This window comes from Pseudoalteromonas sp. SS15 (assembly GCF_049257195.1).
Taxonomy (GTDB): Bacteria; Pseudomonadota; Gammaproteobacteria; order Enterobacterales; family Alteromonadaceae; genus Pseudoalteromonas.
Map to the genome: position 1 here is coordinate 271,909 of NZ_JBMMUD010000001.1, position 13,482 is coordinate 285,390.

At 38.8% G+C, this 13,482-nt stretch carries 9 protein-coding genes; 3 read left to right on the forward strand and 6 right to left on the reverse strand.

Annotation, left to right across the window (positions count from 1 at the left end):
• Nucleotides 1-212: 212 nt before the first annotated feature.
• The 3 genes from AAEU28_RS01175 to AAEU28_RS01185 all read right to left on the reverse strand — a co-directional run bounded on the left by AAEU28_RS01175 (nt 213) and on the right by AAEU28_RS01185 (nt 4,999).
• A complete protein-coding gene (locus tag AAEU28_RS01175; protein ID WP_421962608.1) occupies nt 213-1,415 on the reverse strand; it encodes a FecR family protein in 1,203 nt (400 codons plus the stop codon).
• Nucleotides 1,405-2,709 carry a tetratricopeptide repeat protein gene (locus tag AAEU28_RS01180; protein ID WP_421962609.1) on the reverse strand — a complete coding sequence of 435 codons (1,305 nt, stop codon included), beginning with the start codon at nt 2,707-2,709 and terminating at the stop codon, nt 1,405-1,407. Before AAEU28_RS01180 ends, AAEU28_RS01175 begins: the two co-directional genes overlap by 11 nt.
• 328 nt (nt 2,710-3,037) lie before the next feature.
• Nucleotides 3,038-4,999, reverse strand: a complete 1,962-nt coding sequence (locus tag AAEU28_RS01185) for an FAD-dependent oxidoreductase (RefSeq protein WP_421962610.1) — start codon at nt 4,997-4,999, stop codon at nt 3,038-3,040.
• Nucleotides 5,000-5,214: 215 nt separating this feature from the next.
• Between AAEU28_RS01185 and sppA the strand changes: the two genes are divergently transcribed.
• Both sppA and ansA read left to right on the forward strand, forming a co-directional pair.
• Complete coding sequence (sppA, locus tag AAEU28_RS01190) at nt 5,215-7,089, forward strand: signal peptide peptidase SppA (RefSeq protein ID WP_421962611.1); 1,875 nt, start codon at nt 5,215-5,217, stop codon at nt 7,087-7,089.
• A gap of 64 nt (nt 7,090-7,153) precedes the next feature.
• Entirely contained in the window at nt 7,154-8,164 is a 1,011-nt protein-coding gene (ansA, locus tag AAEU28_RS01195) for an asparaginase (protein WP_421962612.1), read from the forward strand.
• A 72-nt stretch (nt 8,165-8,236) separates the two neighbouring features.
• Here the strand turns inward: ansA and gndA are convergent, their stop codons facing one another.
• Nucleotides 8,237-9,610, reverse strand: a complete 1,374-nt coding sequence (gene gndA / locus AAEU28_RS01200) for an NADP-dependent phosphogluconate dehydrogenase (RefSeq protein WP_421962613.1) — start codon at nt 9,608-9,610, stop codon at nt 8,237-8,239.
• 412 nt (nt 9,611-10,022) lie between these two features.
• On the opposite strand from gndA, the gene pyk reads away from it, so the two are divergent.
• Complete coding sequence (gene pyk / locus AAEU28_RS01205; RefSeq protein ID WP_421962614.1) at nt 10,023-11,456, forward strand: pyruvate kinase; 1,434 nt, start codon at nt 10,023-10,025, stop codon at nt 11,454-11,456.
• 68 nt (nt 11,457-11,524) lie between these two features.
• Here pyk and AAEU28_RS01210 read toward each other — a convergent pair whose 3' ends face one another.
• Together AAEU28_RS01210 and AAEU28_RS01215 are read right to left on the reverse strand one after the other, a co-directional pair.
• Nucleotides 11,525-12,349, reverse strand: coding sequence for a LytR/AlgR family response regulator transcription factor (locus AAEU28_RS01210; RefSeq protein ID WP_421962615.1), 825 nt, complete (start codon nt 12,347-12,349; stop codon nt 11,525-11,527).
• Nucleotides 12,342-13,418, reverse strand: coding sequence for a sensor histidine kinase (locus AAEU28_RS01215; RefSeq protein WP_421962616.1), 1,077 nt, complete (start codon nt 13,416-13,418; stop codon nt 12,342-12,344). The genes AAEU28_RS01210 and AAEU28_RS01215 overlap by 8 nt, the downstream gene beginning before the upstream one ends.
• Nucleotides 13,419-13,482 lie beyond the last annotated feature (64 nt).

Genomic DNA, 13,482 nt, shown 5'->3' on the forward strand with positions numbered 1-13,482 from the left:
GACACAAGTCGAGATTTCCTAAAGGCATTGCCTTTGACCATTCTTTTGTAAGGAAAAGGATGTATCTGATTGGGTAAGGAAATGGACTGAATGTCGTCAGAATTACTTGTATTAGATATGGGTTGCTCTGAACCACTCTCACTACCGCAACCAAAAAGTGAAGTTAATAGTAACAGACAAAAAAGTTGAGTGATTTTTTTCATCTTATAAACCTACTTCTCTTTAATAACGAATAAACCACTCGAAGTGGTCGTTATATTGTCAATTTCATATAAGCTGAAATTCCCTCTAATTTTACTTAGTTCATCACTGAATTGTGCTTTGATATCTCCATCTGCCAAATTTTGCCCATGACTCGCGTAATTAACACCGAGTTGCATGCCATTTGTGTTGATTAATCCATTAAACGTTGCAAACCATTCGCCGCCATTATCTGAGAATGACATCTCACCCAAGGGGACTGTGCCATTGTCAAAATCTACATTGATACGCATTGAGAAGTCGCTTACAGCGCCATTACTTGATGTGATTGCAAATTGCTCTACGTCAGAGTATTCGATAATACCAGTTCGCTCAGCCAACAAAGACTCTGTATCCTCTGCTGCGAAAGTATCTAACACTTCTTCGGTTAAAAAACTGGTATCTTCAATGACCTTTTTTATACCTTCAGTATTTAAAGGTTGTTGATTGTTTTGAGTAGCGAGCCCAATGTTTGGCTTTTCAGAATTAACAGAGCTCACTAATTCCGTAATTTTTTCTTTCTCATTTTCTGTGTCTTTTTTTACTTGGCCTGAAAGTGGGCTAAGCTCAGCTGGTGGTTTTAATAGCGGCTTAACTTCACCAACATCAGATATTTTTGCGAATGCGTGAGTACCATCATTGCCAAGAATAAGGGGCTCTGAAAGCATACTGCTTGATACTTCTATCGTTCCATCCCAAACAGCCAAAAATAATTCACCATTTACTAATTCTACTTCGTAATGTGTGCCTCTTATCCCAATACTTCCTACTGGTGTTTTTAATTTGTAGTTTTCTGACTTACCTTTTATTTTACCAGTAATGGTTCGTAGACCGCCTGAGACTAATTCCATCACCACAGAGCCTTTGTCGCCTTCAGCACTTAAGAAATACTCTTCGATATGTAGTTCTGTATTCTCTTTGAGTGCCAAAAGAGCGCCATCAATCATTTTCAATTGCGCTTGGCTCTTTTGATAAGTTGAAACTTTATCAACCTTAAAGACTGGGGTTCTTCTTTTTAAACTCCTTACTTCAGACGTTTCAAGAGAAATAGCCTCAACAGTCCCTTTTGCAAGCAAGGTTTTTCCTGCGTGCTGTTGCTCTGCATCAACGTTTTTAATGAACAACCCAAAACTAATCATGGTAAAAAAATAAAGTATCTGCTGTTTAGAACTCATAACTAGCTCCTAAGTACAACTCATTTCGATCGAATTCATAAATTGCTAAATTGCTCGACTTTTTAAAATGACTAAAGCGAGTTTGTAGCTGCCAATGTCTGGAAAAGTTATAGCGCCATTCCAATGAAGCATTTCCTATTTTCTCATCGCGCAAAATCAGAAAAAATGGATGGATGTCGTGATGCTCAACCTTTTTGAATTGACTACTAAATACGAACGCATGGAGAGAAGGTAAGTTATAAGAAAAATAAACAGAGGCAGCTTTGTAGTCACGGCCATAATGCCTGGCAATCAGTAAATCAGCATTTTGTTTACCATTTAAAAAAGCGACTTTTGCTAAGACGCTCTTTTCAAAGTATAGGAAACCTAAACCAAATTCTAAAATATCACTGTCTAGATTTTCATTTTGAGCATTATTAATCAATGATGCTTTGCCATTTATTTCCAACGCCCAACTTTTCAACAACTGAAACTGTATACTAGAAGCTATACCAACTTGTTGTTGATAAGTTGCCTCATCTAGTGACATAACTGAAGCCAGTCCCAGCAGATTAAAACGATAAGTTGATTTTGCATACTCATATCCAAAGCCGATATTTGCCTGATTTCTATTAAATTGAGTCAGCTTATGATGTGTTTGCTGGGACAAATTAAGATTTAATCGCCAAGCATCATACTGTGTATTTTGCCACTTTCCATTCAACTCATAGCCAAACCGAGCAAATTTGTCTGACGACTCTAGGCTCGCTTCATCTAGTAAAATTTCTATTCCAGATACAACTACCCTGTCGTCTAAAGAGCCACTATTTACATTAGAGTCATGCCCCAAGTTAAGCGAAATACGCTGACTTATATTTGAGTCTAAGCTTTGCCTTTTGTTTTTTACAAAGCGTAATGTTTCCTCAATATTTATTCTAAGATCTTTTGGTATTGGAAGTAGAAGTAAGGTACTGAGTGTTTGCTCTGATTGGTTCAGGTTCTTTTGTTTGGCATAACTTAAAGCTAACAGGTAGTAAGCGCTATAATCATTTGGCTTTTCAGACACTGCTCGCTCAAACGCAAATACGGCCTCATCAATTTTATTTAATTTGAGACAAATTTTGCCATATAAAGCATCAAACTCAGGTGTGCCAGCTAATTCATCGAAAAACATTTCAGCAAGTCGAAATGCCTCTTCTGTTTTTTGTTTATTAAATGCTGATGAGATCTTCAAAAGAGTTTGCTCTGATGAAACAACTGAAAAACTACACCCAATAAACATGTAAAAACATAAATAAAAAGTGTATCGCCACATAATTGATCCTAACTATTAAAAAGTTTATGAATCAAAGTAAGCAGGTTTGAAACGGCTATCATACAAACGAGTTCACTTTCATACTGCCTTCACCTTCAAGCAGATTTAAGGATAAAGAAAAACCCTGTTAAGAAGTTGATATGTACCAAATATAAAAATTGTTCTTAAAAAGAATTACTGTTTCTCTGCCATATTGCCAAGACAAAGACCGACAGATCGTACTGTCTACATTTTGAGTATAATCAAGATTGTGTGTTCGTCAGTGACGATAAAAGGAACAAACCCATCTTTTTCAAGACGGGCTTTATTTGAAGGGGTTTAGCAAAGGCTAAATTTTTCGAGCAACCTGAAGCGCTTCAAAAATTGCTCGTTTAGCATCGATTGCTGCTGCGAGTTTCGCACCACCAATCACATGATGATTATCTGGTAACGCGTCTTTATTGAATATTTCACTATTTGAAACCTGGCCGATACAGGCTATCACGGTATCAACATCTAGGGTTTGCTCTTCACCTTTATGTTTAATCTTCAAGCCTTGCGCATCGAAACCTAAGTATTCACACTCTGATAATTGTTTAACATTATGCTGTTTCGCAACCTGTCTGTGGATCCAACCTGTTGTTTTACCAAGCTCTGAACCAAAGCGCCCTTCACTTCGCTTTAACATATAAAGTTGTCTTTGAGGAGCAGTATGCTGCTGTTCAGTTTCTATGCCCCATTGTGCTTTAAATTCCTCAATCGATTGCTCAGGCTTCTCTTGCAGAAATGCAACCATATCAAAACCAATACCACCAGCACCTAGAATGGCAACTTTGTCTCCAATTTCAACTTCACCGCGAATAACTTCATCATAGTGATAGACGCGCTTGCCATCTTTGCATGGGAAACTTGCTACACGCGGTTTAACCCCTGATGCAAAAACAATATCATCAAAGTTACTATCCATATCAGGTGAGTATTCACAGTTTAATTCAAGATTAATGTTTAAACGCTCTACCTCTTGCAAGAAATATTTTAAAGTCTTTTTAAAATCTTCTTTTCCAGGCACTTGCATCGCTAGATTGAACTGCCCACCCGCATGGCTATTTCGCTCTATAATTTTTACTTTATGACCTTTTTTAGCTAAATATATCGCCGCTGATAAACCTGCAGGACCGGCACCGACAACTAATACATCTTTTTCTTTAGAGGCTTTTTCTAATGGATAGTCAAGCTCATAACAAGCTTGAGGGTTCACCAAACATGTTGCACGTTGTCCCTTAAAGACATGATCTAGACACCCTTGATTACAGCCTATACAGATATTAATTTGTTCTGATTTATTCTGCTTATACTTATTAAAGAATTCAGGGTCAGCCAATAGAGGTCGTGCCATAGAAATAAGGTCAGACTGGTTTGCTCTTAATATCTCATTTGCAATTTCAGGCGTATTTATGCGGTTAACTGCGATTACAGGTACATCAACCCATTGCTTCAATCTTTCTGATGCTTCTCTGAAAGCGCCGGCCGGTACCATGCTCGCGATTGTAGGTACTCGCGCTTCGTGCCAACCAATACCTGTGTTGATAATATCAACGCCAGCTTTAACTAGCTCTTTAGCCTGATATTCAACTTCATCGGTAGTAGAACCATCAGGAATTAAATCCATGACAGAAAGTCTAAAGATAATCATGAATTTATCAGATACTTGACTTCTAACGGCTTCAACAATCTCTGTTGCAAGCCTCACTCTATTTTCAAGACTACCACCATAACTGTCTTTACGCTTGTTAGTATGTGGCGCCATAAATTCATTAATTAAATAGCCCTCTGAGCCCATGATTTCAACGCCATCATAACCCGCCTTCTCGGCCAACTTCGCTGATTTAGCGAAGCTTTTCACCGTAGCTTTTATCTGCCCTAAGGTCATTGCTTTTGGTTTGAATGGTGTAATTGGTGCCTTTAATGCACTTGGTGCAACACTAAAAGGGTGATATGCATATCTTCCTGCATGGAGTAATTGCAAGCAAATCTTACCGTCATGCTTATGGACTGCATCTGTGTAAGCTTTGTGTTTGATGACATCAAACGCAGTGTTAAATGAAGATGCAAATGGTGTCAACTTGCCACGTACATTTGGACTATAGCCGCCTGTTATTATCAGGCCTGTTCCGCCTTTGGCTCGCTCTTCATAAAATGCAGCCAATTTCTTTCTATTTGACCACCCTTCTTCTAAGCCCGTATGCATCGAGCCCATAACGAGTCTATTTCGCAACCTTGTATTTTTTAATTCTAATGGTGCTTCTAACATGGATTAATTTCTCAAAACTGGTCGTACCTCATGAGACCTTAGCAATTTTTAACAAATTAGCAAAGATTATCTTTTAAAAAAGCTTAATTTTGGTCTAACTGTACGTTCTATAAGCTTATAAATACTTAGTTACGTTTTAGGTATAACACTCTTAAATTAACTCAGTTATTATAAAAGTAATGAAAAAGATTAGATTTAGACAATAAAGGTGAGCTTTGATTTATATAGGTAAATTCTTTAAAGGCCTGTGGGCCGCAATAAATTTTTCGAGAAAACTCGTATTAAACTTAGTTTTCTTTGGCCTTCTTGCTGTGATTATTTTATCGATCCCGCAACAAGAGGCACAGATAAACGTACCTGATGGCGCTGTTTTAAACTTAAACCTTAACGGTTCGCTAGTCGAAGAACTAACATACGTTGACCCAGTCGATGCAGCCTTTGGAGAAGTATTCTCAAGTAATGACCAACCAAAAGAGATTTTGGTTGACGATGTCGTTAATGTCATCAAGTCAGCAGCTCAAGACTCGCGAATCCAAGTTTTGCTACTAAATCTGAAATCTTTACATAGTGCTCATTTAAACAAGCTTGATGCTATCGCGCAGGCGATCGTTGAGTTCAAAAAGTCAGGTAAAAAAGTCATCGCGCATGGTGCATATTACTCGCAAAGCCAATATTTTTTAGCTTCATATGCTGACGAAATCTCACTTCACCCATATGGTGGCGTTGAATTGAGAGGCTTTGCAAGCTACCCGCTTTACTTTAAAGATGCACTCGAAAAGCTAAAAGTAACGCAACATGTATTTAGAGTGGGCACTTATAAGTCTGCAGTAGAGCCTTTTATACGTAATGATATGTCTCCTGCAGCAAAAGAAGCCAACCAGCTATGGTTAGATGAGTTATGGGCTCAATACAAGTCAGATATTGCCGCAGCGCGTGAGTTTGAAGTCAGTAATTTTGATGAAAAAGCAGATCAATATTTAGCTAAAATCCAGGCTGTAAATGGTGATTATGCGCAATATGCATTTCAAAATAGCTGGGTAGATACATTACAAACAGATCAACAGCTTCAGGCCAAACTAATAGAACAAGTTGGTACAAACGCTTCAGGAGAAACATTTAAGAACATCAGTTTTAACAAATATCTTGAATCGTTAAATAACCAGCCCAGTTATGACATGCCTTCAAGTAATAAAGTCGCCGTGATTGTAGCAAGAGGTAATATTGTAGACGGTAAACAGAAAGCAGGACGTATTGGTGGTGATTCAACAGCCGCACTTCTAAAAAAGGCTCGCTTGAACGAAAAGGTTAAAGCGGTAGTACTTAGAATTGATTCTGGCGGTGGTAGTATGTTCGCTTCAGAAATCATTCGAAACGAAGTCCTCGCCATTAAAGAAGCAGGTAAACCAATTATTGCATCTATGGGTTCTGTTGCCGCTTCTGGCGGTTATTGGATTGCAATGTCTGCAGATGAAATATGGGCCGCACCAAGTACTATAACAGGCTCAATTGGTGTATTCGGCACTATTTTAACATTTGAGAATTCGTTAAATTCAATGGGGATTTACTCTGACGGTGTTGCAACAACTGAGTTAAATAATATCTCTCTATCAAGAGGTATTTCAGACAAGCTCTCTCAAGTATTCCAATTAGGGGTTGAAAATGCGTATGACAAATTTATTTCCTTAGTTGCTCAAGAGCGTGGATTGGAAAAATCAGCGGTTGACGAAGTTGCGCAAGGTCGCGTTTGGACTGCTACTCAAGCTAAAACCTTTGGCTTAGTGGATAAATTAGGTGACAAGCAAGATGCGATTAACGCAGCTGCATCTCTTGCACAACTTGAAGAGTTTGATGTCATTACAATTGAACAAACGCTCTCAGAGAAAGACCAATTATTAAGAGACCTTTTAGGCTCTGCAATGATTAGTTCGTTGATTGAAACTGACAGCTCATCTGACAACATCATGGCTAAGCTATCAAAGCTATTTGGTGGTTTTGGAGAGCAAGTTGTGGAACAACTAAATATTGTTAACGAGTTTAATGACCCTAATCATATCTACACACGCTGTTTAACGTGTGAAGTCACTTATTAATCCTCTGTTATAAATTCAAGCTTACGAATATAATAAGCCCAGATTGTTATCTGGGCTTATTTTTATGAAAAGAAAAAAAATCTACATCGCCTATACTGGCGGTACAATCGGTATGAAACAGTCGTCACGTGGTTATGTTCCCGTTGCTGGTTATTTGACAGAAACCGTTAAAAACAATGCCGAATTTACGCGAGAAGAAATGCCACTGTTTGATATTCATGAATATTGTCCGTTAATAGACTCTTCTGATATGTCTCCTCATCATTGGCAGTTAATCGCTGATGATATTAAGTCTAAATATGATCAATACGATGGTTTTGTTGTGCTTCATGGCACAGATACCATGGCTTATACAGCTTCAGCTTTATCATTCATGTTTGAGAATCTGACTAAACCTGTTATTGTCACAGGTTCCCAAATCCCACTTTCACAATTGCGCTCTGACGGTCAAGTCAATTTGCTGAATGCAATGTATTTAGCTGCAAACTACCCGATAGCTGAGGTGAGCTTATTTTTTAACAATCAACTTTTCAGAGGTAATAGAGCAACAAAAGCACACGCGGACGGTTTCAATGCTTTTGCTTCTCCAAATCTTTCACCTCTTGCACAATCAGGTATAAATATTCAGTTGATTGAAGGAAAGTTAAGCCCATATGTTGAGCAAGCGCTGCAAGTAACTTCGATACAATCTCAAAAAATAGCGATTTTATATTTGTACCCTGGTATTTCGGTTGAAATGGTTAAAAATGTCATCACCGAAGACATCAAAGGCTTAATCTTACTTAGCTTCGGTGTTGGTAATGCCCCACAGCAACCTGAGTTTCTTGAGAACCTTAAAAATGCCACAGACAATGGCACCGTGATTGTAAACCTCACACAGTGTATTCAAGGACAAGTAAATATGGGCGGCTATGCAACTGGCAATGCGCTGTTAAATTGTGGTGTGTTGAGCGGTTATGATATGACGTTAGAAGCATGTTTGACAAAGCTACATTATTTGTTTAGCCAAAACTTAGAGCTAGAAACAGTCAGACACCTTATGCAAGATAATTTACGAGGTGAATTAACTCGATAACAAACCAAATCACTATCTATTGTGATACAAAAAAGGTCAGCGATGCTGACCTTTTAAATTCTGATTGATAGCTTATCTGACTTTTGCTTCAATCTCGACTAAGTCAGTCAGGTGGCACGTTTCACCCGAATGGGTTTTAATACCATGCTCACCAAAGTAATCACGCTGTGCTTGAACAAGGTGACCGTTACTCGGTGTGCTTAATGTAGCAATGTAAGTTTGTGTCGAACTCAATACAGGGAAAGCAAGGCCAGAAGACACAGCAAGACCTGTTACTTTGCGAAGTGCTAGCGATTCTGCCTGTAACGTATCGATGAATTCCACACCTTCAGCAATATCATCTAGGTAATCGGCTCTAATAATACAACCTGCACGCCATGTTTGTAGCGTTTTACCAAGATCTACCTTCCACTGGTGTGCACGTGAAGCACCTTTGATTAACGCTAAGCCTTGGCGGTAACATAGCAGGCTTGCAAGATAGAAAGCTGATTTAAGCTCATCTAAATCAATATCGATATTCGCCGTTTGCTGCGATGCATAAGTCATTTCTTTCGCAGCATGTGTATCGATGGTATTGGTTAAGTGACGCGCTTGAACTGCAGCAACTAACGAAGGTACTGCAATACCTAACTCTAATGCATTTTGTGCAGTCCAAAGACCTGTGCCTTTTGCACCAACTTTGTTATCAATAAGGTCAACTAATGACTCTTGGCTATCAGTTTCAAGCTCTAAAATATGACTTGAAATCGATAATAAGTAGCTATTTAAATGACCTTCTGACCAAGATTTGAATACTTCTGCGACTTCTTTTGGTGTTCTACCTGTGCCATGTCGAAGCAGTTGGTATATTTCAGCGATCAATTGCATTAATGCATACTCAATACCATTGTGTACCATTTTTACAAAGTGACCAGAGGCAGACTGACCAACACGAGCAAAACAAGAATCACCGTTATAGCTTGCCGCTACTTTTTCGAACCAAGGAATAATTCGTTCCCAGCCGCCTTCTGAACCACTAGCCATCATCGCAGGACCGTGACGTGCACCCTCTGCACCGCCTGAGATCCCCATGGTCGCGAACTCAAATTTATTTTGATATTTAAGTTTTCGTGCAATACCGTCTTTATAATTACTATTACCGCAATCAATGATGATATCGTCTTTATCTACACCCGCTTCTACTAGATCAGAACACACTCTGTCTACTAACTCACCGGCAGGAACAAGTAGTAAAATTGAACGAGGTGTTTCTAAGCGGCGGATCATATCACCAAGGTCAGAAACAATGTGCAAGCGTTCAGCTAAGCCAAGTGACTGAGCACAGCTTAAAAGCTCAGCACCTGCGTCCGGGTTTCTGTCGTAGGCAACTAACGTTAAACCCTGTTCAATGAGATTTAGTGCAAGGTTTTTACCCATTACACCTAAACCAACTAATGCAACTTGCATTAAGTTCCTCCTCGGTAACAACTAATTTGAGCAATACTTCAGTAGCTTATTATATGTCTTAGCTTTGTAAGATACCAATTACTACTATTTAAATCTTTTACACAAACAAACTTTATATGGGGTTAAAGAATCTCCAAGAAAGATGGTTTAACACCATACCCTCTCGGTTTCTTTTGATTCATTTGTATATAAAGACACCAGAATCTTGTGATTGACGCATCCTGACACCGGTGTCATAATGATGTCATATAGATCATATAACTTAATTACGGTGTTAAAAAGAGTTAATGCAAATTCTTTCAACATCTAATGCGTTTTTAATCAATTATTGAGCTATCTTTGCTTAAATTTGTTGGTTTTATTTCGCATTCATTAATATCTACCTATCTAAATAGGCCTACAGGAGAACCTGATGCTTAGACGCACAAAAATTGTAGCAACCCTTGGACCTGCAACTGACCGCGATAACAACTTAGAAAAAATCATAAAAGCGGGTGCAAACGTAGTACGCCTAAACTTTTCTCACGGCGTTGCTCAAGACCACAAAGACAGAGCACAAGCTGTAAGAGATATAGCAACAAAACTTAACAAACATGTTGCAATCCTAGCTGACCTTCAAGGCCCTAAGATCCGCGTTTCTACTTTTAAAGATGGTAAAGTAAATCTTGAAGTTGGCGCTAAATTTATTCTTGATGCTGAAATGGCTAAAGGTGAAGGTACTGTTGAGGGTGTTGGTATCGATTATAAAGAACTACCTCAAGACGTAAAACCAGGTGACCTACTTCTTTTAAACGACGGTTTAATTCAGCTTGTTGTAGACTCGGTCGAAGGTGCACTTGTTCATACCACAGTTAAAGTTGGTGGTGTGTTATCAAACAACAAAGGTATTAACCGTTTAGGGGGGGGTTTAACTGCACCAGCATTCACAGAAAAAGACGAAGAAGACTTAATTACTGCAGCTGAAATTGGTGTTGACTATATTGCCGTTTCTTTCCCGCGCAGTGGCGACGATATGCGATACGTACGTTCACTTGCAGAAAAAGCCGGTTCTAACGCTCAACTTCTTGCAAAAATCGAGCGTGCAGAAGCCGTAGAAACCGTTGAAGCAATTGATGACATCGTTCTTGCCTCTGATGCAGTGATGGTTGCACGTGGTGATTTAGGTGTTGAAATTGGTGATGCAGCTTTAGTTGGTAAGCAAAAATTAATTATCAGCCGTGCTCGCTCTTTGAACCGTACTGTTGTAACAGCTACCCAAATGATGGAATCAATGATTGATAATCCAATGCCAACACGTGCAGAAGTCATGGACGTGGCGAACGCAGTATTAGATGGCACAGATGCAGTTATGCTTTCTGCAGAAACTGCTGCCGGTGATTACCCTGAAGAAACGGTAGCGACGATGGCGCGTGTATGTTTAGGCGCTGAATCACAACCTGAAGCTCATATTTCAAAACACCGTTTAGACAGCATGTTCTCAGACACCTCAGAGACACTCGCATTATCAGCTATGTATGCGGCAAACCACCTAGATAGCGTGAAAGCAATCGTAACGCTAACAGAGTCAGGTAAAACTGCAAAGCTAATGTCACGTATAAGCTCTGGTCACCCTATTTACTCATTATCTCGTCATGCTTCTACGCTTGGTCAAACTGCTTTATACCGTGGTGTATACCCAGTATACTTTGATTCAACTAAACATGATCAAGAATGTATGATCAAAGACGCACTCGATACACTCGTTGAACGAGGTTCACTTGTGAAAGGTGATACCGTTATACTTACACACGGCGACAAGATGGAAACCGTGGGTGCAACTAATACAATGAAAATTATTACTGTATAAATTCGGTCGTAATTTGAAAAAAGGAGCAGCCTAAAAGCTGCTCTTTTTTTTCGTGCAAAGAAGATAAATCAACTCGCAAGCGCAGCTTTTACTTTATCTCTATAACTGCGGCTTACTTTCAATTCTTGACCGTTATCTAACACCAATAAATATTCGCCACTTGTTTGAGTCACTAATTTACTGATTTGTTTTGTATTAACAATTGCAGAACGGTGTACACGAACAAATAACGCTGGATCTAGCTCTTGTTCAAGCTCTTTCATTGTTTTACGAAGAATATGCGTTTTTCCATCATTGCAGTGCAGACACATATAATCACCTGCAGCATCAACCCACTGAATTGAAGAGGTAGTGACACGAATTATTTCACCCTGCTCTTTAACTGCCAAAGATTCAGGATATTTTTTATCTTCTAACGCATCACCTGTTGCTAGTTTTTTCAAGATTTCTTCACAGTTATTACCTGTAATACCTGCAACGAAACTAGCTAGTTTCTTTTTATGAGCGTTATCTTGTTGTGTTTTTAAATAGCTTTGCACTTTATCCACCGCCTGTTCTAATCGGTTGTCATCAACGGGTTTTAAAATATAATCGAGGGCATGGATCTCAAATGCTTGCACCGCATATTGATCGAACGCCGTTACAAACACAACAGCAGGCATCGGACCTGGCTTTTCACTGAGCGTTTTGGCAACTTCAAAACCATTCATTCCAGGCATTTGAATATCTAAAAATAGCAAATCAATGTCGTTTTCATTGCAAGCTTGAATGGCTTGTTCGCCTGTAGGACATAAATCTACTACTTCTAATTGTTCAAATTCTTTTAAACGTACAGCAAGGCCTTTTCTTGCTAATGGTTCGTCATCAACGATTAATGTTTTAATTCTACTCATTACTTTCTGCCTTCTCGTATGGAACGCGAATATTTACTTTTAGCCCGTTTGGAGTGTTATGTGATAGAGCAAACGAGTAATTATTTTCGTATAAAGTTTTAAGCCTATCTTGAGTGTTGGCAATACCGACTCCTGACGCATTCAATAATTTGCCATTTTCTATTTCAGCACCGGGTCCATTATCCCCTACTTCTAATAATAATTCATTGGCGAAGACTTGCGCCTTTATCTCTAATTTACCGCCTTCAGTCATATGAGCGATAGCATATTTGATTGAGTTTTCGATTAATGGTTGCAACAACAAGCTTGGCACTAGCGCATGTTTCGCTTCTTCTGTCATGCTGACATCAATTGATAGTCGTTCATCAAAACGTACTTTTTCAATTTCTAGGTATAAGTTTAATGCATGAATCTCTTGTTCTAATGGTACTTTTTTTATGGGATCAGTATTGAGTGTATAGCGAAGGAAGTCACTGAGCCTCGATACCATCTGATTTGCATCTTTATTTTCTTCAACAAGTATAAGTGTAGAAATTGCATTAAGTGTGTTGAACAAAAAATGAGGGTTTAATTGATACCTAAGCATTTTAAGCTGCGCTTCATGCGCCATAGTATTTGCTTTCAGTGCTTTTTGGCGTTCACTTTGAAGTAACTGGTAGTACTTGATACCAAAATACAGGCCGCTCCAGCAAAGGATGATATAGACGGAGTCTAAACCTTGTTGGAAATAATAAAACCACTCAGTGGGTCTGTAACCATGACGGTAAATTTCCCACAAATTGAACTTTTGAATGACTGACCAAAGGGTACCAGTGATGTATGAGGAACTGAAAACTACAACGATTAAAACCCAAGGTTTAGAGTTCCATATAATTCTATAGAGGTAACGTAACGGCACTGTCATTAAACACCCTGCATAGGCATTTAATACAATGACGAATACATATATATCTCTCATTTCGAAAACTTTTGAGCCAATATAATTGACCAACGCATAGCCAATCCAGCCTGCAATTTGAAGTACCCAAAAGAATCGTTGTCGGTTATCGACTAAAGCTTGCCATTTCAATGGATTATATAACTCCTATCTAATGCCTAGATTATACGTAATGCATCAGTGTATCGCACTGCTA

Excerpts from the sequence above, each read along its gene's own strand:
- AAEU28_RS01180 (WP_421962609.1), bottom strand. The coding sequence starts at position 2,709 with ATGTGGCGATACACTTTTTATTTATGTTTTTACATGTTTATTGGGTGT.
- gndA (WP_421962613.1), bottom strand. The coding sequence starts at position 9,610 with ATGCAAGTTGCATTAGTTGGTTTAGGTGTAATGGGTAAAAACCTTGCA.
- AAEU28_RS01210 (WP_421962615.1), bottom strand. The coding sequence starts at position 12,349 with ATGAGTAGAATTAAAACATTAATCGTTGATGACGAACCATTAGCAAGA.
- pyk (WP_421962614.1), top strand. The coding sequence starts at position 10,023 with ATGCTTAGACGCACAAAAATTGTAGCAACCCTTGGACCTGCAACTGAC.
- AAEU28_RS01185 (WP_421962610.1), bottom strand. The coding sequence starts at position 4,999 with ATGTTAGAAGCACCATTAGAATTAAAAAATACAAGGTTGCGAAATAGA.
- AAEU28_RS01175 (WP_421962608.1), bottom strand. The coding sequence starts at position 1,415 with ATGAGTTCTAAACAGCAGATACTTTATTTTTTTACCATGATTAGTTTT.
- ansA (WP_421962612.1), top strand. The coding sequence starts at position 7,154 with ATGAAAAGAAAAAAAATCTACATCGCCTATACTGGCGGTACAATCGGT.